This window comes from Collinsella sp. HCP28S3_E9 (genome assembly GCF_052065455.1).
Taxonomy (GTDB): domain Bacteria; phylum Actinomycetota; class Coriobacteriia; order Coriobacteriales; family Coriobacteriaceae; genus Collinsella.
Genome location: NZ_JBQHTZ010000001.1, coordinates 21,273 through 40,578 on the forward strand (window position 1 = coordinate 21,273; position 19,306 = coordinate 40,578).

A 19,306-nucleotide genomic window follows, 5' to 3' on the forward strand; every position below is an offset into this window, starting at 1 on the left:
GTCACTCCTTGATGAGGTAGTCGTCGGCCTCGGGCTTGCCGGTGGCGCGGCCAACGGCGATGTAGCGGATCTTCCCGCTGCCGCCGGTATAGCGTCCCCAGATAAAGCCGTCCGCGGACTTATACCAGTCGTCGAGCACGACAGTCTGCCCCCTGCTGTAGGAGGCCACCACGGACCCGGAGAGAGACGGCGCCGAGCGCACGTTGAGCTTGAAGACGGTGCAGCGATAGCGGCCTCCGAAGCTCTCGGTCTCAGCCGCCTGCTGGTTCGTCTGCTTCGCAGGTGCCTGCTGAACGGTCGCGGTATTCGATGCCTTGATACCGAAGCTCTCGAGGTAGATCCGGGCCAGCTCGTCGATGTTGGAGTTGAACTTCTGCAGATCACCGCCGTTGTCGATGAAGCCGTTCTCGCACAGGCGGTAGTTGATGCCGCGTGCGGCAGCCCTGTTGACGTTGGCGAGGTCGGATCGCTTGACGAGCTTCTGTGCTCGACCAGGCATGAACGCGGACAGCTTGTCCGCCAGCGCTTTGTCGTAGGCGTCCGGGCTGAACTTCGAGCTGATGATCACATGGGCACCGTGAGGTGTCTTGAGGCCGCTGGCATCCATATGCAGCTCAACGACGGGACCGTCAGCCTTGAGGCTGTTCAGCCCGCCGTCCGCATACCAGTTGCGCGAAGTGTCGCAAAGCACCACCCGATCGCCGCCAAGCTCCTTGATGCGCCTACCGAGCGCACGCACGCGCTCGGCCTCGGTGTACCCGCCGGCGCTGCAGCCGGGGTCGCCGGCGCCGTGCCCGCAGATGACGAACAGCTTGGCCATGCTATTCCTCGCCGCCCTCGTGAGACGGTCCCGGCTGCGCGCCGCCAACCTCTGGCAGGTCGGTCGCGACACTGGTTAGCAGCGACACGACGGCGGCGACGCCCGCCACGCTCGCGGCCTGCACCCAGTCGAGGTCCGTGAATCCGACGCTCCCGGTACCGATGAGCGCCACCGCCGTCTGAGCAGCCGTCTTGACGGCGCGGGTGAGGGCAGCGATTGCCCATTCCTCGTACTTCTCCATGATGCTAGTCCTCCGATTCTCCCCTGATGGGGGCGTTGACGATTTCCTGGTAGTAGTGGGTGCCGGTGCCATTTCCGCCCATGCCGTGGTAGGCCCCGTAGACCTGCGAGGCCTCCTGCTTGACCCAGTCGGGGCAACCATTGCCGCTCACCACGTAGCGCTCATGGAGGTCCACGAGGCGGCTTCGCAGCATCGTCCGAGTGCCTTCCTGCATCGCGTCCATGAGCCGGTACAGGCGCATGAGCGCACCCGCGAGGGCCGCGAGGACAACCGGTACGGCCCACTGGACGGCCACGCGGGCTAGTTCTTCCATTCGCGCGCCTCCACTAGGCAGTCAGTTGCTTCCACGCGCCGTCGCTGCCGAACGTGCCCGGCTCGATGGTGTTGCCGTCCATCAGAGACTCGTAGACGCTTCCGTACTTGGTGACTCGGTCGTCCTTGGCATACGTCTTGCCGCCGACCCACTCGGTGACGTCAGCGCCACCGGCCGTGGACGCAACGACCTTCGTCCAGTGCTGGGGGTCGGATGCAGGGTCCGCGGAGGTCGCCGTGTGGCCGGAGATGGCCTTGTAGAGCGTACCCTGCCAGAGCACGCGGTCTCCCTGTGCGTAGACGTGGCCGCACATGTATGGCGGATAGAGCGCCGGAACCTTCAACGCGTCATCGTCTGAGAGGGCGGCCGCCTGAATCTGGGCGAGCATGATGGAAGCGTCCTGAGGAGTTCCTGCATCGGGAACGAGAGTCCACACCTGCCAGATGGCTCCGTCATGCTGCTCATAGGAGAGCACCGTGTGGTAACCGGCTCCGGGGTTTGGTTCCTCCGCTTCGCGAATCGGCAGGCCGGAGCCGTCCGTTGTCAGGTAGACAGACCCTGATACAAATTGTCCGTAAAGCATTTTTCTCCTTAATGGTCGATTCTTTCCCAAAGCTCCGGAGACGTGTCGGGCTCAGATCCGACACGGGGCGCATGCGTCTGCAGGCACTTGTAGAGGTCGTCTCCATATGCCACGCGCGCGCCGGCGGCATACGAGGCCTCACCCACATACCACGGCCGGATGAGCTGGAGCACCTTCAGCGCGTCCTCATCACCGAGAGTCTCGGCGACCATGGCAGCAAGCCGCACCGCGTCATCGAGCACACCGTCTGGCACGACACTCCATACTTGGAAGATGTAGCCGCCCCGCTGCTCATACGACATGACCGCCTTGAAGCCATCGGGGACCTCGGGCTCATCAGACGCGAGAATCGGGAGACCCCTTCCGTCTGTCGCCAGGCGCACTGCGGGCCCGACAAGGGTCCCGATCAATGCCATTTAGACTCCTTTCTCTCGACCTCTCGTGGTAGAAATCCCACGCGCGTATCCTCTCCTTGAGAGCCCACGCGTCTGGGATTTGCGGGATTGGAGAACATGATGAAAGTTGCAGAGGCCGCCTCGAGGTACATGGACGACAAGCGCGGCAGGCTGCGCGCCTGCACACTTGCCGGGTACGAGAGCGCACTCACGCTCCATGTGCTGCCCCGATGGGGGGAGACGGAGCTGGAGGCGATCGCGCCCGAGGGCATACAGGCATGGGTCGACGGGTTCGAGCTCGCCGGCGCGGCCGAGAAGGCCTACAAGACCCTGCGGCAGGTTATCCGCTGGGCCATACGCAGGCTCGGCGTGAGGATGTACGACCCCACCGCCGCCGGTGTCGAGCTTCCCCGCAAGGCGGCGCACCGCCCACGCACGATGGAGGCCGGCCAGGTCCGCGACTACCTCCGTGCCCTGTGGGGACACGAGTGCGAGGCCGTGGCGATCTGCTCGGTGACCCTCGGGCTGCGGCGCGGCGAGGCGTGCGGCCTCAAGTGGTCAGACATCGACTTGCGAACCGGAGAGGTCCGCATTCGTCGCTCCCGGCAGGTGGTCCATGGCCGCGAGGTCATTGAGGCGCCCAAGACGGAGCGCTCGGCCAGGTCCTGCTGGCTCCCCCGCTTCGCCGTCAGGCGCCTGAGGGCACTGCGCAAGGGTCGCTCGGGCTGGCTGTGCGAGCTGTCGCCCGATGCTATCGCGCGGCACATCAAATCCGCATGTCGCCAAGCAGGAGCCGCCTGGACCTCGATGACGGAGTGCCGACACACATGGGCGACGCTCGCGGTCGAGGCCGGCGTGGGTATCGAGACTGTGGCCATGATGCTTGGCCATACCGACATCGGGACGGCATACGAGCACTACATCGTGCCAAGGCCACGCATCTGCAAGGATGCGCAGAAAGTGGTTGAGCGGCTGATACTCGGGGGCTAGGATTCCGTATCCCCGACTACGTTATTCGCGAGCGACCTGGGGTCGACCGAGAGCATCTCGCTATCGGAGCCCGTCTCCAACTTCCAGTTCGTGGACATCCTTTACGGTCGCGGGCGAAGCACCCGTGTGCGCCCGAGCCGAGACCGTCAAGTGATCCTCTCGGACCATGTGTATTCAAAGGTCAACAACGCTCACTACATCTCCTCGGAGATGATCGAGGTTTCGGGTTCGTCCATCGCGCGGTCCGTCTCGGGCAATTGCGGCCGGTTGATTATCTCCGGGAAGGATATTCAGGCCGACTTGAGTGGACTTCAGGCCATCAACGCCGTTTTTGGATACCGCTAGCATTCCGTAACCCCGAGCTACTTCTCATCGAAAGGTACGGATAAGCTCACCGTGGTCGCGCAGCGCGAAGGCATCATCGAGGTGGAGGCATGGTACGAGAATCAGTGGGGATACGACGGTAAGGACGCGTCCATCTCCCTTCGATGCCCTTCCGGGCTAGTTGAGCTCGTGAGGGTGGATGGAAGCATCTACGGCGGAAACACTGTCGGAAGATCCATGCACGCGCTGCTCATAGCGTCGGAAGCGCGGTCGGGAGAGAGTTATACCTTCACCGTCGGCTTCGTCCAATTGGGAACCCGAGGGGTCAAGCACATCTTTGCGAGGTGCTTATAGGAATAGCATTTCGTATGCAAGGACACTACATGGTTAACCTTGTGGTCGGGAAGCGACGGACAGTATATTAAATACAGAGGTGTACGCGGTGTGTGCTACATCAGTTCTGATCTCGACCGCTTCGGAAACGGAGGGAGTTTCCCAACGGCCTTCCCGAGTGGGCGCGACCTGACATGCAACTTTATATAGCTTGCTCTATACAGATCTACGCAGGAGACCGCACAGGCCTTATGTCTGTTGGCACAGGAGGCTATGTCAATGTATACGACTTCATCACTTCGAGCAACACCGCTCGATCGCACGTACTAGTCTGCTGGTCCGTCAATATTTGATACCCGGCGTACGTGATCTAGATGCATACTGCGAACATTCTCATATCCCCTGCAACCTGAAAGTTGCCTACATCCTTACGCGTGAACGTATAGGTTATGCCTGCCTTTGCATCGTTAAAGACTGCCTCAGTAATCATGGGCCTTTTGACCAGGTCTCCTCCATTTATCGATGCTAAGCACATCCATAGCGCATTCAGATTGTCGCACGCAATACCACACGAGCATGCACCTCCTGCGTATCCGTGTACGCCTTGGAGAATAGCCCTGACGTATATGGAGCAGTTTCTGTTTGGGGTAATCGTGAGTTGATTTCCAAGGTGAGTTTGGCTGATCGCGAAAACGTTAGGTGATACGGAATGCTAGAAACAGCAAAACATTACATCGATGGACTCGTTATTGCCCGAGTAAGTCTGCGCTATCATCCAACGCTGTTTATTCGTTGTTGATTGCTTCGACGGGCGAATAAATCGCACGCCTGACAGTGGAAAGGCGAGCACGAAATTTCTGGCTTTGATTTCCGTATCGAACTCGCCGTAATATAACGCTCCGTACTGATTGTTTGCGGAAAATGTTATCGTGCGTACAGTATAGGATACGGAATGCTACTTAACACATATAACGGCCACATCAAAAGGAATGTAATAGGGATCACTCGCCGTACCATTTGATGTTGGTGTTGTTATCGGGATTACAACTTGAACTACACCATTTTCTAAGAACGTAACTCGCGGATTAGACGCTCTAAATTGGTTTACGTTGCAGAAGCCAGAAATCGGCGTTCCACAATCTTTGGGAAGGTTGTACCTGTAGACATATTCGCGCTTCTCTAAATTGATTACAGCTATGTTTTTACTGGTAAACAACATAGTTGCCCCGTTACCGACTTTGACTACGTACCAGTCATCGTTTTGGGATACGGAATCCCCGAGGGTCGCGAGCGGGGTCAGTTCCGGGATGAGCAGCTTCGGCTGGCCCGTGGTCAGCCCGTCGAACGTGACCGAGCAGATCGGCACGGTCACGTCAGCATCGCCGTCCAGGATAGACCCGCTCGGCACCGAGGGCGCGGTCGCGTCCGTGCCGGGGGTGCCCCGCAGAACGGTCCATTCCACGTTCTCCACGAGGGTCGGATTCGTGCCGCTCACGTCGCGGGAATAGTGGACGCAGATGTAGTCCATGCGCTTCTTGCCCTGAGACCCGCTCGCCACCTTCACGTCCTCGGGTGACGTGATGCCGATGTGCCGGCCCTGCACGATCATGTCGCCGGTCGCGAAGCGCACCGTGTTCGCGTCCACGAGCGATGGGGCGAGCCTGCCTCCCGTCTGCAGGACGTAGCTGCCCGCGCCCACCTCTCCCGCGATGCGGCGGCCGTCGTCGGCAGAGCTGACGTGCGGGACTCCCGCCTTGCCTGTTACTAGCTCCATGTCTCTCCTATCCTATCCTCGTCGTGCCTGGGGTCGCCCCGTATGTGACCGACGCCCCGGCGCCCGTTGCGGTCGTGACGCGGCTCGACACCTCGACCGACACCGTGACGTTCGGCGAGTAGTGCCTTGCCTCCACGATGTCGCCGAGGCCGAAGCTCACGCCCTCGCCGACGGTGACCTTGACGCCGCCCTCGGCCTGCATGTCCCTGAGGCGGTCCATGGCCTGGTCTCGCAGGTCGTCCCCCTCGCTGTTGTTGGCGTCGTAGTACTCCTCGAGCTCGAAGACGCCCGCCATGGCCTTTGACGTGCCCACGTTGCCCTTGGAGTCGGCGTAGGCGTCCACGACCTGGCGGGAGGCGAGGTCGCCCTTACCCGCCGCCTTGAGGTGGTTCGTGACGATCAGGTCGCTCGTGAGGTCGAAGCTCACGAGGTCCGAGTCCACGCGCCCGCGCCAGTCGGTGACGGGCACGGCCCGCAGCCTGCAGGAGCCGTCGACCCACCTGGCGTCGAGGCGCAGCCCCGCCGACCTCATGGCAAGGCGGAGGTTCGTCCAGGCGTCCGGCACGTCGCGCGAGCACCTGTAGCCCACCGAGACGCCGGCGTCAACGTCGGGCACGGAGAAGAACGACGCCAGCCCCAGGCGCTTGATCGCCTGCCTGAGCACGGCGTTCGCGTCGCCGGAGAGCGTGAGCCAGTCCTGCCCGGCGTCCGGCCACAGCAGCCGCTTGGCCAGCACGCCGGACCACGTGGAGCCCTTCCAGTGAAGCTCCGATGAGGTGCGGCCCGTCTTCAGCTCGAAGCCCTCGACGCGCCCGCCCATCTCGGTGCCGTCGGCGAACACGCGCCAGGCGGCCCCGGGGAGCGGCGCGTCGGGGTCGCGGACGATGAGGTCGAACGTGTTGTCCACGCCGTCGCCCCAGCCCGCGTCCATGTCCAGATCGAAGTCTGCGAGCGGGAATAGGGTCTTGCCCGCGCTGTCCGCCACTATCAGCTCCACGGCGGCTCGCCCTCCTCCTGGTAGTGCGTGATGTCGAAGCCGAAAGATCCGTCCCACGACACGGTCGAGGTGCCGGGGCGCAGCGGCTCGAAGCAGTACGAGCCGGAGCCCGCGCCCTCGCCGCGCACGCCGTCGGCGAAGCGGTCCTCGACCTCGCCGTAGGTGCCGATGAGCTGGATGCCCTTCGGGTAGCTCGACCCGTCGATGACGAGGCGCGAGCCGCCCGGCACGGCCACCTTGGCGCTGTAGGTGTTCGAGAACTCGCCCTGCGCCACGGTCACGCGCGGGTTCGTCACGGGGCCGTAGACCGTCAGCCTGCAGTAGGCGGGGACCAGCCCGGCCACGGTGATCGTGCGGTTAGCTCCGCTCCCGCCGTAGTCGTAGTCGAAGTCGTGCGGGTAGTCGAGCGCGGAGCCGTCCGACACCTCGTTGGCGTAGAAGCCCGTAGTGACCTCGCGCCTCCACGCGCCGTCGAGCAGCAGGAATGTCAGCTCGGCCTTGATGCCGCGCCTGCCGTACACCTCCGACACGTCGGATTTGGCGAGGTAGGCCCTCTGGTACCACTCGCCGTCGAAGGTGAGCCTGCCGGGCGACGAGTCTGCTATGTCGCGGTCGGCCTGCTCGCGCAGGGCGTCGGCCGCCCCAGAGCTGAGGTAGGCGTCGACCGTGGCCTCGCGGGCGTCGCGGGAGACGCCGTAGGCGCTCCTCCACGACAGCTCGTAGGACCACTCGCGGCTCCTGAGCTTCGGCGCGGTGCCGACGTAGGCACCGGCAGCGTCGAGCTCGACTACCCTGCCCGTCGACGAGGTGTAGGTGAGCCTATGCACCAGCCATCACCGCCCTCACGTGCCTGTCGAGGTCGCGCTCGAGCGTGACCGGGGTGTACCTCTGGATGATCGCGGGGAGTTTGCGGTCGAGCCACTCGATGACCTCCGAGGGATCGCCCCCGGCGGGACCGATGCCCTCGCCGATGCCGCGAAGGACGCTCGGCCTGAGCGGGATGACGGCCTCGTCGCCCGCCTCGCCGACGCCGATGACGCTCGGCGACGAGAAGACGCCGCCGGACGCGTACCAGTTCACGTGCACGGAGGGCACGGAACCGGACTGCGCGTCGAACTTTCCGGTCATGGAGAAGTGCGGCAGCGCGCCCACCTGGATGCGCGGCAGGGTGAGCCTGAGCGACCCCACCTGCGCGCTCATCTGGCGGCACGCCCCCATGATCGAGAGCCTCGCGGCGCTCGCCGCCGTCCTCGCGGAGTCCGCGAAGGTGCGGAAGGCGCTCGTGGACTTGCTGCCGAACCCGGAGACCGCTGAGGACGCCGAGGACATGCTCGAGCGCACGTTCGCCCCCACCGAGGCGATGGATGCGGCGAGCACCAGCGCGGCGGAGGCGGCGGTGCCGCATGTGGCGGCGAAGGCCGCGAGGGCCGGGGTCCCCGCGAGGAGCCCCGGGGCTGCGGCGACCGCCGCGGCGGCGACTGCTGCGAGGCCCGCCGCGGCACCCGGCGCGCCGGAGGCCACCTTGGGCATCGCCGTGCCCATGGTCTTGAGGGAGGAGGCGGACGTCTTGAGGCCCGCCGCCACGGTTGTCACCGCCGCCGCGAGGGCGGCCATGCCTCCCGCGAGGAGCGTGACGCCGCCCGCTGCGAGGGTCGCCCCTCCCGCGAGGAGCATGACGCCAGCGGAGGCGACCATGGCCCCAGCGCCGAGGAGGATGAGGCCCGTCCCCGCGAGGATGGAAGCCGGGCCGATGACCATGACGGACGCGGCAACGAGGGGCGCTCCCGACGCGCAGAGCGCGAGCCCCGAGCCCGCCACGAGCGCACCGGCCCCGAGGAGCAGGAGCCCGACGCCCGCCATGACGGCCGAGACGGCCAGTGCCGCCACGCCCACCGCCACGGCGACCGTGGCGACGGAGAGCGCCAGGAGCCCCACGGAGGCCACGATGGCGCCCGGGCCGAGCAGGAGCATCGATGCGCCGAGGGCGGCGATGCCCACCGCGGCTGACGCCCCGTACATGGAGACCGCGGGGAGCGCCGTCGAGAGGACGAGGATGCCCGCGCCCGCGAGCAGCACGCCCGCGCCGACGAGGGCGATGGCCGCGCCGAATGCGACCATGCCGACGGCACCCGCCGTGAGGGCGGGGCCTAGGGCGGCGGCGCCCACGGCGAGCAGGGCCACCGTGCCGACCATGGCCGCCATGGCGATGGCGGCGGCTGGGCCGGACGACGCGATCATGACGGCCGCGTTGGCGAGGACCAGCAGTCCTGCGCTCGCGAGCAGCACACCCGCGCCCACCATGAGCACGGCCGCGCCGAAGGCGAGCATCTGGCCCGCCGAGACGCCGGCGGCGGCCGTGCCGCCGACGGCTGCCGAGAAGGCGGAGACGAAGCCCGCGACGCCCTTGGCCACGCGTAAGGCCGCGAACGCGACGGCGAGGCCCTTCACGTAGGGCGCGGCCTCGCTCGCGTGGTCCTTGAGCCACCCGGTGGCGTCCGAGACGCCCTTGACGACCGGCTTCGCAGCCTTCAGGGCCTTCTTCAGGCCGTCCGCCGCGTCCTTGGCGGCATCCCCGGACGGCTCCACGCCGAGCAGGGACAGCGCGAGGCCGCCGAGCGCGCCGCCCACGTTGCCCGCTGCGGTGCCCAGCTGCCCGATGATGTCCGATAGGGTCTGTGCCGCGCCGTTCTGCTCGCACGAGGCGACGAAGGCCGACACTCCGTCCGTGACGGCGGCGATGGTGTCGGTCGCGCCGTTGATGCCGCCCGTGATGAGCGGCTTGAAGGCGTCGAGCAGGACCATGCCCGCCTTGACGCCGGCCGCCTCGAGGTTGCCCATGGCGCCCTCGATGGTGGCGGTGGAGGTGGCCGCCTGCTTGGCCGCGTCGGTCATGCCGAGGTCCATGATGGAGCGGTTGAACTCCTCGGCGGAGATCTCGCCCTTCTCCATGGCCTCGCGGAAGTCGCCCGCGTACGCGCCGTTCGCCCTCAGGGCCTCCTGCAGCTTGCCTGAGGCTCCAGGGATGGCGTCCGAGAGCTGGTTCCAGTTCTCGGTGGTGAGCTTGCCAGCGCCAGCAGTCTGGGTCATGACCATGCCCACGGACTTGAACGTGTCGGCGTTGCCTCCGGCCACGGCGTTGAGGTTGCCAGCCGCCTCGGCGAGCTGGGCGTAGTTGTCCACGCCGTTCGCGGCGAGCTGCGCCGTCGTGTTGCGGATGTCGGAGAGGTCGTAGACCGTCTCGTCCGCGTAGGCCTGCGTCGAGGCCGTGAGCTGCCTGATGGCCGAGTCGTCGAGGCCAGCGAAGCTCAGCGTGCTCGCGAACTTCTGAGCCGAGTCCGATGCGTCGGCGATCTCGCCCATGAGGCCCTGGACGGCCCCTATGAGCTTGGAGCCGATGGTCGAGGCGAGGCCGCCGAGCGCGCCAGCGATGGCAGCCTCCTTGGCGGAGATGCCCTTGCCCACGGACTCGCCCATGGAAGAGCCCGCCTGCGTGCCCGCGCTCCTGAACTTCCCGAGGAACCCGCCGCCAGGCTGCGCTGCGCCGCCGAACTCCTTGGAGAAGGCCGCGCCGCCAGACTTGCCCGCGCCGCCCAGCTCCCTGTCCATCTTCGCGGCGAAGCCCGACATGGTGGGCATGATCGTCACGGACGCCGAGCCGACGTTAACTGCCATCTACACACCCCCTTCCGGGATGCCGAGAATCCTGTCTATCTCGCCGCGCGAGCGCTCCGCGTTGGCGCGCCGCCGCTCGGCGTCCGCCCTCTCGCCCGGGGTCTTCGGCGGCTGGGGGGCACGCCGCCCCTTCTGGCCGTCCTTGGTGCACTGCCTCCACGCCAGGAGCCTGAGGTAGTAGACCGCCTGGTTGAGCATGTACTCGCCCTCGCTCCACTCGAGCGCCGGGCTCTGCCGCCTCGCCGTCCTCGACTCGCGCGGAAGCGCGTGCCACAGCATCGCCCAGCGGCGGCAGTCCTCGTCCCCGGCCTCCAGTGGGAGGTCGATGCCGTAGAACTGCCTGAAGTCAGCCACCGTGTCCTCGCGGTGGCAGAGCCAGTCGCGGGCGAAGCCGGTCAGTTTTTTGCCGAGATGGCCTCCGCCATCGCTGAGGTGAAGGCCGACCAGTCATCGGCGGAGCACCCCAGCTCGTCGGGGGCGTTGCCATCGGCGTCTGGGATGCGCCCGATGTAGTCGACCAGGTGGCCGCAGCAGACGATGTCCATGGCCTCGTTAGCGGCCCTGGGGTCGCGCTCGCCGAGGTTGAGGGCCGTCTGGACCTTGAGCGACGCGAACGCCGTCTTGTCCACCTCGAACGTCAGCCCGCGGAAATCGAACTCGACGGTATCGTGCTTCTTCTTAGTCGGCATTCGCCGCTCCTTGTCTCTTCGTCGGGTAAAGGGCGGGCGCGGCGCGCCCGCCCGTCATCAGTCCTAGGCGGCCTTGGTGGTCTCCGTGGACTCGTAGTAGTCGTAGCAGGTGTTGCCCTGCTCGTCGGTCAGGTACTTCATCGTCAGCGCGCGCTGGCACAGCTCGGAGCTCGCGATGGTGAGGTCGTCCAGCTCGGAGGACTTGCCCTTGGGCACGACCTTGCGCCAGCGTCGGCCGTTCTTGAGCACCAGCTCGAGCACGTAGGCGAAGGTCGGGTGGGAATCTGAGTTGTGCTTGACGGTGATGATGCCGTTGGTGTCGGTGACGTTGTTCTCGCCGTACTGGCGCTTCAGGGTCTCGGCCTTGATCTCGGCGAGCGTGAGCTGGGCGGACTCGACTCGGTTGGAGTTGGTGGAGTCCATGACGTCGCCGTTCATGTCGGGGATGTCGTCTGAGTCCTCGTCGACCGTCTCCACGTATCCGTCCTCTGAGATGAAGCCGAGGCACTTGAAAGCTTGGTCGAGCTTGGTCTCGATGTCGGTCGGCAGGTCCGTGCCCACGGGCGCGGAGAAGATGTAGCCGCCCTTCACGCCCTTTGCTGAGCTGACGTTCGCCTGGTTGTTGGTGTTGGTTTCTGCCATTCGCAGGCCCCTTTCTTGTCTACTCGCAGACCCACAGCTGGATCTGCACGATGTAGCGAGAGCGGCCCGTGTCCGGGTCGTTCTGCCGGTAGGTGTTGGTGACCTCGGGGTGGAACACGTTCGGCTCCTCGTCGAGGTCGTAGACGGCGGCGCCAACCCTCTCGGAGAGTGCCTGCGCCGCCTTCCTCTGCTTCTTCTTGGCCCAGCAGTCGACGGCGAGCTGGCACGGCTCGAACATCGAGCCGCCACCGCCGATGCGCTCGACGGTGATGAAGCTGTCCGGTGCCCCCTCGGGCACCTCGAGGTACGCGGGCACGCCGACGGCCTTCGAGAGCCTGCGCGCCACGGTCGCTTCGATGTCCATTCGCTGCTACCCCCTCGCCGCGCCCAGCGCCTTGGAGAGCGTCTTGCGCTTGGCCTCGCTGTAGCGGGCCTGGTCGGTCTTGGTGCGTACGACCCTGCCGCGCGCGAGCTTGCCCCGGAACTCCTTCACCTCGTGGTCCTCGTAGTCGTAGCCGCCGTGGGAGAGGCCAGCGTCGGCCGATGACTTGACGGCCTTCGCCTTGCGCTCGATGACGGACTGGACCCCGGGGGAGTCCATGAGCGCGGCGTATCCCGCGCGGCTCATCTTGAACTTACCGAATTTGACGCTAGCCATCTGCGCGGGTCACCTCCGCGGCCATGTTGAAGGGGCCGGGCGTCGCCGCCTCGGTCGTGCGCTGCGGGTCGCCCACTACGTCGTAGGTCTCGCCGCGCACCTCGACCGAGCAGCCGCGCAGGCTCCCGGCGTAGGTCTTGGGGAAGTGGAGCGTGAAGGCCACGGTGACCCCCTCCGGGCGCGTCGCGTCCATGTCAGAGGTCGCCCCCGGGCACACGACGCAGCGCACCTCCTCGCGCTCGACCCCCACCTCGACGGGCTCGCCGAGGTCGTCGCGCTCGATGCTCGGGCGGATGACGGTGACCGGCTCCGTGGGGATGAGGCTAAACATGGTCATCGCCAGCCGTCGGGACGATGATCGCGTACGTCTCGGTCGGTATCCCCGGCATCGGGATCATGCCTCCCCCTTCCTGTCAGCGGCGGTCACGGCCTGGATGCTGCGCACGCGGCACCCGGCCAGGCCGAGCCGCTTGAGGTCGGAGCGCCCCAGGTAGAGGTCGCCAGTCGGGTTGGCGAACGTGACGCTCGCCGAGTACGGCCCGGTCGTCTGCGACTGCTGGGTGATGCCGGCCATGGCGCCGGGCGCGTTGACCGCCCGGGCGACCATGGCCACGCAGACGGACTTCACGTTCTCATCGAACGTGGGGTTCGAGCCGGCGAGGTACTGGACACCCATACGGCGCCGATATGCCCCGCGCAGGTACGCCGAGGCATCCTCGAGCAGCGCGGCAACCCTGGCCTCGTCCTCGGCGGCACCGCAGCGCGCCTCATAGTCGGCGACGGTCGCGAAGGCGTCCACTAGAGCGTCTCCAGGATGGCGGCGAGCTCCGCCTTGGTCGCCTTGCGCGGGGCGAAGCCGTTGGCGGCCTCGATGGCATCGCGCAGCTGCTGCACGGTCATCTCGGGTGAAGGCTTCTCGCGCACGGGCTGCTCCGGCTCGTCGTCCAAGACGTCCTCGCCCTCGTCCGCCTCGTCCTCGACGGGCTCCGCGCTAGCCTCGGGCCCGGCGGGCGGGAGGTCGACGTGGCCGCCGGCGGACAGCTCCGCGAAGCGCTCGTCGGTCAGCTCGACCTCCTCCCCGGCGAGATGCACCGCGAGGGTCTCGCGGTCACGGTACGGGTAGGTGACCAAAGCGATCATGGATGCTCCTTAGGGTTGCCTAGGCGGTCGGGGCGATGGTGCCCTTGACCACGAAGTCGATGTACTCGGCGAAGAACACGAGGCCGACGTAGGCCACGGTGTCGTAGGTCAGGCTCTTGAGCTCGGGCGAGTGGGACACGGCGATGTAGCCGCTCTCGTCAGTGTAGAAGCCGAACAGGTCGTCTCCGTCGGTCGGGGCGACGTAGACCTTGATGTTGTCCTTGACGGTGGCGTAGATCGTGCCAGCGGCGACGGAACCGGTGGAGACGAGCGTGCCCAGGCCCGCCCAGTTCTCGATGTAGGAGATGCCGAAGGCGCTGAAGACCTCGGACTCGCCGATCTGCTTGGCGAAGTCGACCGGGTTGGCGAAGTATACGGTCTCGCCGCTGCCGAAGCCGTACTCCTCGGTGAGGTTGGACAGGGCTGCCCAGGCGTTCGCGGCGGTGGCCACGAGGCTCTTTCCGGTCGCGGCGGTGGTGCCCTCGGCTCCGAGCGCGGCGACGAAGTCCTTCTTGATGTTGCGCTGCATGTCGGAGATCATCGCGGCATCGGTCTTGTCGACGGCGCCGTCGTAGCCGCGCTTCTTGACCTCCTGCAGCGTGGTCTGCTTGCGGTAGGGCTTGAGCGTCACCTCGTAGGTCTTGACGTCCTCGTAGGAGTAGCTGGACAGCGGGATATCCTGGCCGGGGGTGTAGGAGGCCTCGGAGAGCTTGCCGGTGATCTTCTTCTGGTGCAGGGTCTCGCCCACGGCGGCGTGGATGGGCGCGCAGGTGGACAGCATAGCCGTGAGCTTCTCCAGCGACTTGGTGAACGTGTTCACGAGGTCGACGTTGCGCGCGGCTGCGAGGGTCTTGATATCGGGCATTGGGGCCCCTTTCTCCCCTTACTTGAAGAGGTCGATGTTGGCGGCGATGGCCGCCATGCGTTCCTTCTTGTCCTCGATTCCGAGGATGTCCTTCTTGGAGGGCTTGCCGGGCTTGGGCTTGCCGCCGGCCTCTGGCGCCATCGGCGCGCCGCCGGCCGGTTTCGTGATGGCCGCCACGGCCTTGGCCTGCTCGGTGAGGGCGTCCTCGTCCTCGCCGTTGAGCGTCGCCACGATGGAGCGGTCGAGTCCGGTGGCCTTGGCCACGGAGTCGACGAGCGCGGAGCGGGCGGCGCTCGCCTTGAGGGCGGCGTTCTCGCTCTCGAGCGCGCTCAGGCGCTCCTCAACGGTCGGGTCCGCCTTGGGTGCCGCGGCCTTGAGCTCGTCGAGCTCCTTGAGGTTCGCCTTCGATCGGGCCTCCCACTTGCGCGACTCCTTCAGCGCGTTCTCGTAGAGCGCCTTGTAGTCTGGCTCCTGACCGGTGTCTCCGCCCTGTGCAGGTTCGGTCGGCTCGGTCTCGGCGGGCGTGGTCTCCTGGGCCATGCTCCCTCCATTTCCGCCCCGTGCGGGGCATCGTCTTGCCCCGTGCGGGGCGCTTTTCGGCATGAAAAAGGCCACCCGTGCGGATGGCCTGGTTCAACGTTTTGGTCGGGGCGGCGGGACTCGAACCCGCACGGGCGAAGCCCGCGTGCTCCTGAGGCACGCGCGTCTGCCATTCCGCCACGCCCCGGTGTGGTATATTTGTCTTGGACGGCGAACACCCCCCGGGTTAGGAACCTGGGCAGAGTATCGCCGTCCATTTTTTATTTGAGACGTGTTCCGTCTTGTCCAAGCACCATGACCTCGTCGAGCGTGCCGTCTCCGGTAAAGTTGCCGGCCGAGTCGAGCGCACCCTCCTCCGCCTCCGGCAATCTGATCAGGCTGACTACCGCGGCCTTTTCCCTGCCTGGGTAAGCAACGAACTTCTTGGACGCATTCAACAGCAGGCTGTTAATCTTGCCAATGGAGCGGGGAGTCTTAAACTCCACGAGTCCGTCTTCCGACTCGAAGTCAACGCTCGGATGCTCGTGGCTGGCATAGAGGAAAGTTCCAGACATGCGAGCCTTCACCGCGATCCACAGTTCCTCTCCATTCGGGTCTGCACCGTTGCATCTGCCGTGACTGTTGATGAAACGCTCTCCGCCAAGCTGGATGTCGTAGACATCGCCAAGGCATGAGAGGAACCCACCGACGTTAGCGTCGTACGAAAGCGTCGTCTTTTCTCTCCTGAACCTTTTGAGTGCGTCCTTGATTCCGGCGTCCAGATAGTCGGCCAGCGTCTCGCCGCCGATCGCGACCCGATACGCCTCGCCCCCTGCCGCATCGATGCATGCCGCCTTGAGGGCGTTCTCCTGCACCTTAGGAAGCCCCCAGGACTCGACCTCCTTGAACCGGACCCAAAGGTCGCGCAGCTCCTCCGGCCTCACTCCCTCCACGAGCTCCGCGTCCGGGTCGTCCTCGAAGCCGGGGACGACCTTGCAGTCGCAGTTCCGGTGGAAGTGCTTGAACTCGCCGGCCGACTTGCGCGTGTGGTAGACAGCGCCGCGGCTCGCGAGCATGATGCAGAAGGTGCAGGTCTCGAAGCCCGTCGGCACGCGCGCGAAGCGCACGCCGCGGTCCTTGTCGCGGCCCACGTTGGAGATGATCGTCTCGTTCAGGCTGCGGAACGCGTCGTTACGGGCGTACTCGCCGCACGCCCTGGCGAACGCCGCGTCACCGCCCTTCACGAGCTTCTTCGCCTGGTAGCGCGCGACCTCGTCGACGGACTTCGGTTTGTACGTCGTCATGGTGACGGCCTGCTGCAGCCTGGCTCCGTTGCGCTCGGCTAGGCCGTCGTACCACTGCGCCGCGAACTCCGCCGCGACGTCGTCGTAGCCCTGGACGAAGCCCTCCATGATGAGCTTCGCGGCCTCGCGCTTCTCGGCGACGGTCGCGCCCTCGTGGGCGCGGCACCAGGCGAGCACGGAGGCCTCCACGTCGGATGCCGCCCTGTCGCCTATCTTCGCCACGGCGCGGTTGTAGGCCGCGAACTCCGCCGCGCTAATCATCGGCGGGCGGCGCGGGTTCCGCCGCCTGGGTGACGCCCGCCATCAGGTCGAGCGCCGCCGAGCGCGTCACGTTGCGCCTGATCTCGGACGAGACGTTGCGCACCTCGTCGTCATCGAGGCCGTTGAGGCGCCAGAAGGTCGGCGTGCCGGCGAAGCCCTCGACCACAGACGCGAGCTTGATGGAGCTGTCGGTCTGCTGGGCCAGCGTCGGCATGGCGGGGTTCAGGAAGTGGACGGACACGCCGCAGGCGTCCTCCGCCTCATCGTAGGAGCACCCCAGCTCCGTCGCGACCGCGGCGGTCGCGGCCTTGGCAAGCGCCGCCTTGGCCTCGCGGATGAAGCTCTTGCACTTGAGGATGAGCGGCTCGTTCTCGGCGTAGATGGCCTCGGCGGAACTGGGGTTGTCGCTCATGATGCCGAACTGCCCCACGTGGATGCCCGTCGCGGCGCTCATTCTCTTGCACAGGTTGCCGAAGTGCTCGGTCATGGGCTGCATGCTCGGCTGCGTGAGCTGGCCGAACTGCGGAATCGTGCCGTCCTCGGTCTTGGTGACCTCGAAGATGGAGCCGATGAAGGCGCTCCACTTGGTCTTGTCGGCGAACGCGTCGCCGTCCGTGCCCAGCAGGTACTTCTGGGTCGAGGCGGCGAACGCGGCGGCGATCTCCTCGTTGACGTTGGCGCGCATGGCGCAGTCGATGAGCCAGCGCACCTCGGAGTTGATCCTGGACACGCCGAACGGCCGGTCGTCGTCGGGGTTGTGGGGCATGACGAACATGGGCACGGCTCCCAGGCCGTGCTCCACGTACTCGGCAGCCCACTCGTTTCGGCGCACCTCGCGGATGCGCACCATGCGGTCCGGCAGCATCACGTTGACCCAGTCCGGTCGGTTCGTGGGAATCCCCCGTTCCTTGGCGAAGGACACCACGAACATGCCGGCGGAGAGGCACTCGTGCACGTCGTCCCAGATGCCCGTGCACAGCGTCGGCGGGTACGCCGAGATGCGGGCGTGCCCCTCCTCGTCCGACGTCACCACGAGCATGGAGAAGCAGTACTTTAGCGCGGAGTTGACGGCCTTGCCGACGCGCGTGGCCATGTTGTTGCGCTTGGCCACGGAGGTGAGCAGGCCGTCGAAGTCCTCGTCGTCGGGGCACGTGAACCCGTCGAAGGCGATATGGTCGCGCATGACCTCAACGCACTTGTAGCCCCAGCCGCACGCGACCTCCAGGTCGCGCAGCGAGTCGGGGACGGAGATGCCGAGGTCCTTGAGCATGTTGCGCGCCTCGTAGTAGTCCGAGCGCAGGAGGTTGCCCCTGTAGTGGGTCTGCCAGCTGTTGAGCAGGCAGCGCACCGTCTCGCGGTCCTCCTCGAGCAGGCCGTCGGCGGACGCCACGGCGTAAGGTATCGAGATCAAGTGACCCTCGCCTTCATTCCGGGTTTTCTCTTCGATGTGTTGAGCGCGAGCAGCGCCAGACCCGCGGCCTCGATGGGCGCGGCGTTGTCGCCGCCGAAGCCCCAGCCGCCCGACGAGCCGATCTTGCGCTTGGGTGAGGTCTCGGCGGAGAGGTCGAGCGCCGGGCACGCGATGTGCGTGACCGAGCCCGCCTTCGCGCCGGACGAGATGAGGCTCGCCGCGGTCACGGCCTGGTCGGTGCTCGGGCGCAGGATGTAGTCCTTGGGCATGCCCATGCCCTCGAGCTTGTCGCACAGGGCGCCGGCGCCCGCCTTGCCGTCGATTGCGACGCAGGCGTACCTGCCCGCCCTCGCGGCGATCCAGTAGGCCAGCCAGTCCGTGCTGGGCTCCGGGTCCTCGCAGAAGGGAAGCTCAACGTGCACGGTCGGCGAGCCGGGCGGCCGCACGGCGCACGCCACGGCGACGGTCGAGCCGTCGGCGCTGAACCTCACGCCGGCGCAGATCCTGCAGCCGGCGGTCAGCTCGGGGCCGCTCCCCACGAGGCACGCGCCCCATGCGTCGGCGCCGATGACCGGCGGCTCAACCTGCTCCTGCGGGGGCAGCCAGTAGCCCAGGTACTCCTGGGCGGCCCCCAGCTCGTCCATGTCCTTCATTCCCGTGCGGATGGCGCGGATGTCGGCGTGGTATCCGAGCGAGGGCATGACCTCCGGCCATCGGCTCTCGTCCCAGATGTCGCCGACCTCCTCGACGCCGTACTCCAGCCAGAGCAGGTCGGACGCCTTCTCGCCGCCCTCCCACGCCTGCTGCCGGAGGTTCTTGAACACCTCGGCGGGGTTGCCGGCGCGGGTCGGCGTCCCGGCGTACACGATCATCAGGTTTTGCTTCGCGCCGGACGTCGTCGTCGGGTTGATGACCTGGGTGTGGATGCCCGTGAGCTCCTGGGCCTCGTCGTATATGACGATATCGAAGGAGAAGCCCAGGCGCGAGGACTTGGTCCTCGTCGAGAACTGGATGACGCCGCCTGAGCTGAACCGCATCCACTCCTGGCCGGTCTGCGAGCAGACCTCGACCAGGAGCTTGCGCCAGCGCGGGATTCCCTCGGACGTGTCGCCGACACGGCGCCCGAAGATCTTGCGGAAGCGGCCGACCATCTCCATGGTCGTCGAGTAGTTGTGCTCGGTCCAGAGCACCTTGTAGCCGGCGAGCGCGGCCATGACCGCGACCCACACGATGATGTCGACGGACTTGCCCTGCTGGCGCGGTATGGAGATTCCGACGCGTGGGTGGACCCATTTTCCGTTGGCGTCCACGGCTCCGATGTCGTGGGCGAGCTGCTCCTGCCACGGCACGAGCCTGTATCCCATCGTCGGGGCGA

23 protein-coding genes, 1 tRNA gene and 1 pseudogene are annotated in these 19,306 nt (G+C 66.2%); 2 read left to right on the plus strand and 23 right to left on the minus strand.

Annotated elements, in window-relative coordinates:
• Position 1: 1 nt before the first annotated feature.
• The 5 genes from ACTNA2_RS00100 to ACTNA2_RS00120 are packed head-to-tail and all read right to left on the minus strand — an operon-like array spanning position 2 to position 2,373.
• Entirely contained in the window at positions 2–820 is an 819-nt protein-coding gene (locus ACTNA2_RS00100) for an N-acetylmuramoyl-L-alanine amidase (RefSeq protein WP_441048156.1), read from the minus strand.
• Position 821: 1 nt separating this feature from the next.
• Positions 822–1,061 carry a holin gene (locus ACTNA2_RS00105; protein WP_441048158.1) on the minus strand — a complete coding sequence of 80 codons (240 nt, stop codon included), beginning with the start codon at positions 1,059–1,061 and terminating at the stop codon, positions 822–824.
• Between the two features lie 4 nt (positions 1,062–1,065).
• The gene (locus tag ACTNA2_RS00110; protein WP_441048159.1) at positions 1,066–1,374 is read right to left on the minus strand and encodes a hypothetical protein; all 309 of its coding nucleotides are present in this window, start codon (positions 1,372–1,374) and stop codon (positions 1,066–1,068) included.
• A gap of 13 nt (positions 1,375–1,387) precedes the next feature.
• On the minus strand, positions 1,388–1,957 hold the full coding sequence (locus ACTNA2_RS00115) for a carbohydrate-binding protein (RefSeq protein ID WP_441048161.1): 570 nt from the start codon (positions 1,955–1,957) through the stop codon (positions 1,388–1,390).
• Positions 1,958–1,965: 8 nt separating this feature from the next.
• Positions 1,966–2,373: a carbohydrate-binding protein gene (locus ACTNA2_RS00120; protein ID WP_441048162.1), complete on the minus strand. Its 408-nt coding sequence runs from the start codon at positions 2,371–2,373 to the stop codon at positions 1,966–1,968.
• A gap of 99 nt (positions 2,374–2,472) precedes the next feature.
• On the opposite strand from ACTNA2_RS00120, the gene ACTNA2_RS00125 reads away from it, so the two are divergent.
• Both ACTNA2_RS00125 and ACTNA2_RS00130 read left to right on the plus strand, forming a co-directional pair.
• On the plus strand, positions 2,473–3,342 hold the full coding sequence (locus ACTNA2_RS00125; RefSeq protein ID WP_441048326.1) for a tyrosine-type recombinase/integrase: 870 nt from the start codon (positions 2,473–2,475) through the stop codon (positions 3,340–3,342).
• A gap of 375 nt (positions 3,343–3,717) precedes the next feature.
• A pseudogene (locus ACTNA2_RS00130) lies at positions 3,718–4,020 on the plus strand (hypothetical protein); the annotation flags it as partial.
• 934 nt (positions 4,021–4,954) lie between these two features.
• On the opposite strand, the gene ACTNA2_RS00135 reads toward ACTNA2_RS00130, so the two are convergent.
• The 18 genes from ACTNA2_RS00135 to ACTNA2_RS00220 form a co-directional block, all read right to left on the minus strand.
• Positions 4,955–5,773 (minus strand): hypothetical protein, encoded by an 819-nt coding sequence (locus tag ACTNA2_RS00135; protein WP_441048163.1) that lies wholly within the window; start codon positions 5,771–5,773, stop codon positions 4,955–4,957.
• 7 nt (positions 5,774–5,780) lie between these two features.
• Positions 5,781–6,770 carry a hypothetical protein gene (locus ACTNA2_RS00140; RefSeq protein ID WP_441048164.1) on the minus strand — a complete coding sequence of 330 codons (990 nt, stop codon included), beginning with the start codon at positions 6,768–6,770 and terminating at the stop codon, positions 5,781–5,783.
• A complete protein-coding gene (locus ACTNA2_RS00145) occupies positions 6,761–7,597 on the minus strand; it encodes a hypothetical protein (protein ID WP_441048165.1) in 837 nt (278 codons plus the stop codon). Before ACTNA2_RS00145 ends, ACTNA2_RS00140 begins: the two co-directional genes overlap by 10 nt.
• On the minus strand, positions 7,590–10,442 hold the full coding sequence (locus ACTNA2_RS00150) for a tape measure protein (protein WP_441048166.1): 2,853 nt from the start codon (positions 10,440–10,442) through the stop codon (positions 7,590–7,592). Before ACTNA2_RS00150 ends, ACTNA2_RS00145 begins: the two co-directional genes overlap by 8 nt.
• Positions 10,443–10,796 carry a hypothetical protein gene (locus ACTNA2_RS00155; RefSeq protein WP_441048167.1) on the minus strand — a complete coding sequence of 118 codons (354 nt, stop codon included), beginning with the start codon at positions 10,794–10,796 and terminating at the stop codon, positions 10,443–10,445. It abuts the gene before it with no gap.
• Positions 10,797–10,837: 41 nt separating this feature from the next.
• The gene (locus ACTNA2_RS00160) at positions 10,838–11,131 is read right to left on the minus strand and encodes a hypothetical protein (RefSeq protein ID WP_441048169.1); all 294 of its coding nucleotides are present in this window, start codon (positions 11,129–11,131) and stop codon (positions 10,838–10,840) included.
• Between the two features lie 63 nt (positions 11,132–11,194).
• Entirely contained in the window at positions 11,195–11,773 is a 579-nt protein-coding gene (locus ACTNA2_RS00165; RefSeq protein WP_441048170.1) for a hypothetical protein, read from the minus strand.
• A gap of 19 nt (positions 11,774–11,792) precedes the next feature.
• Entirely contained in the window at positions 11,793–12,137 is a 345-nt protein-coding gene (locus ACTNA2_RS00170) for a hypothetical protein (protein WP_441048171.1), read from the minus strand.
• Between the two features lie 6 nt (positions 12,138–12,143).
• Positions 12,144–12,431 (minus strand): hypothetical protein, encoded by a 288-nt coding sequence (locus tag ACTNA2_RS00175; RefSeq protein WP_441048173.1) that lies wholly within the window; start codon positions 12,429–12,431, stop codon positions 12,144–12,146.
• Entirely contained in the window at positions 12,424–12,762 is a 339-nt protein-coding gene (locus tag ACTNA2_RS00180; RefSeq protein ID WP_441048174.1) for a hypothetical protein, read from the minus strand. The genes ACTNA2_RS00175 and ACTNA2_RS00180 overlap by 8 nt, the downstream gene beginning before the upstream one ends.
• 63 nt (positions 12,763–12,825) lie before the next feature.
• Positions 12,826–13,230 (minus strand): Gp19/Gp15/Gp42 family protein, encoded by a 405-nt coding sequence (locus ACTNA2_RS00185; protein ID WP_441048175.1) that lies wholly within the window; start codon positions 13,228–13,230, stop codon positions 12,826–12,828.
• On the minus strand, positions 13,230–13,571 hold the full coding sequence (locus ACTNA2_RS00190) for a hypothetical protein (protein WP_441048176.1): 342 nt from the start codon (positions 13,569–13,571) through the stop codon (positions 13,230–13,232). The genes ACTNA2_RS00185 and ACTNA2_RS00190 overlap by 1 nt, the downstream gene beginning before the upstream one ends.
• 19 nt (positions 13,572–13,590) lie before the next feature.
• The gene (locus ACTNA2_RS00195) at positions 13,591–14,436 is read right to left on the minus strand and encodes a hypothetical protein (protein WP_441048177.1); all 846 of its coding nucleotides are present in this window, start codon (positions 14,434–14,436) and stop codon (positions 13,591–13,593) included.
• Between the two features lie 18 nt (positions 14,437–14,454).
• Entirely contained in the window at positions 14,455–14,976 is a 522-nt protein-coding gene (locus ACTNA2_RS00200) for a hypothetical protein (protein WP_441048178.1), read from the minus strand.
• Between the two features lie 102 nt (positions 14,977–15,078).
• Positions 15,079–15,163: transfer RNA gene (locus tag ACTNA2_RS00205), tRNA-Leu, on the minus strand.
• A 73-nt stretch (positions 15,164–15,236) separates the two neighbouring features.
• Complete coding sequence (locus tag ACTNA2_RS00210) at positions 15,237–16,520, minus strand: VG15 protein (protein WP_441048179.1); 1,284 nt, start codon at positions 16,518–16,520, stop codon at positions 15,237–15,239.
• Complete coding sequence (locus ACTNA2_RS00215) at positions 16,513–17,931, minus strand: phage portal protein (RefSeq protein WP_441048180.1); 1,419 nt, start codon at positions 17,929–17,931, stop codon at positions 16,513–16,515. The genes ACTNA2_RS00210 and ACTNA2_RS00215 overlap by 8 nt, the downstream gene beginning before the upstream one ends.
• Entirely contained in the window at positions 17,928–19,280 is a 1,353-nt protein-coding gene (locus ACTNA2_RS00220) for a hypothetical protein (protein WP_441048181.1), read from the minus strand. Before ACTNA2_RS00220 ends, ACTNA2_RS00215 begins: the two co-directional genes overlap by 4 nt.
• Positions 19,281–19,306 lie beyond the last annotated feature (26 nt).

Coding starts and splice junctions, on each gene's coding strand:
- ACTNA2_RS00100 (WP_441048156.1), bottom strand. CDS start 820: ATGGCCAAGCTGTTCGTCATCTGCGGGCACGGCGCCGGCGACCCCGGC.
- ACTNA2_RS00105 (WP_441048158.1), bottom strand. CDS start 1,061: ATGGAGAAGTACGAGGAATGGGCAATCGCTGCCCTCACCCGCGCCGTC.
- ACTNA2_RS00110 (WP_441048159.1), bottom strand. CDS start 1,374: ATGGAAGAACTAGCCCGCGTGGCCGTCCAGTGGGCCGTACCGGTTGTC.
- ACTNA2_RS00115 (WP_441048161.1), bottom strand. CDS start 1,957: ATGCTTTACGGACAATTTGTATCAGGGTCTGTCTACCTGACAACGGAC.
- ACTNA2_RS00120 (WP_441048162.1), bottom strand. CDS start 2,373: ATGGCATTGATCGGGACCCTTGTCGGGCCCGCAGTGCGCCTGGCGACA.
- ACTNA2_RS00125 (WP_441048326.1), top strand. CDS start 2,473: ATGAAAGTTGCAGAGGCCGCCTCGAGGTACATGGACGACAAGCGCGGC.
- ACTNA2_RS00135 (WP_441048163.1), bottom strand. CDS start 5,773: ATGGAGCTAGTAACAGGCAAGGCGGGAGTCCCGCACGTCAGCTCTGCC.
- ACTNA2_RS00150 (WP_441048166.1), bottom strand. CDS start 10,442: ATGGCAGTTAACGTCGGCTCGGCGTCCGTGACGATCATGCCCACCATG.
- ACTNA2_RS00160 (WP_441048169.1), bottom strand. CDS start 11,131: ATGCCGACTAAGAAGAAGCACGATACCGTCGAGTTCGATTTCCGCGGG.
- ACTNA2_RS00165 (WP_441048170.1), bottom strand. CDS start 11,773: ATGGCAGAAACCAACACCAACAACCAGGCGAACGTCAGCTCAGCAAAG.
- ACTNA2_RS00170 (WP_441048171.1), bottom strand. CDS start 12,137: ATGGACATCGAAGCGACCGTGGCGCGCAGGCTCTCGAAGGCCGTCGGC.
- ACTNA2_RS00175 (WP_441048173.1), bottom strand. CDS start 12,431: ATGGCTAGCGTCAAATTCGGTAAGTTCAAGATGAGCCGCGCGGGATAC.
- ACTNA2_RS00180 (WP_441048174.1), bottom strand. CDS start 12,762: ATGTTTAGCCTCATCCCCACGGAGCCGGTCACCGTCATCCGCCCGAGC.
- ACTNA2_RS00190 (WP_441048176.1), bottom strand. CDS start 13,571: ATGATCGCTTTGGTCACCTACCCGTACCGTGACCGCGAGACCCTCGCG.
- ACTNA2_RS00195 (WP_441048177.1), bottom strand. CDS start 14,436: ATGCCCGATATCAAGACCCTCGCAGCCGCGCGCAACGTCGACCTCGTG.
- ACTNA2_RS00200 (WP_441048178.1), bottom strand. CDS start 14,976: ATGGCCCAGGAGACCACGCCCGCCGAGACCGAGCCGACCGAACCTGCA.
- ACTNA2_RS00210 (WP_441048179.1), bottom strand. CDS start 16,520: ATGATTAGCGCGGCGGAGTTCGCGGCCTACAACCGCGCCGTGGCGAAG.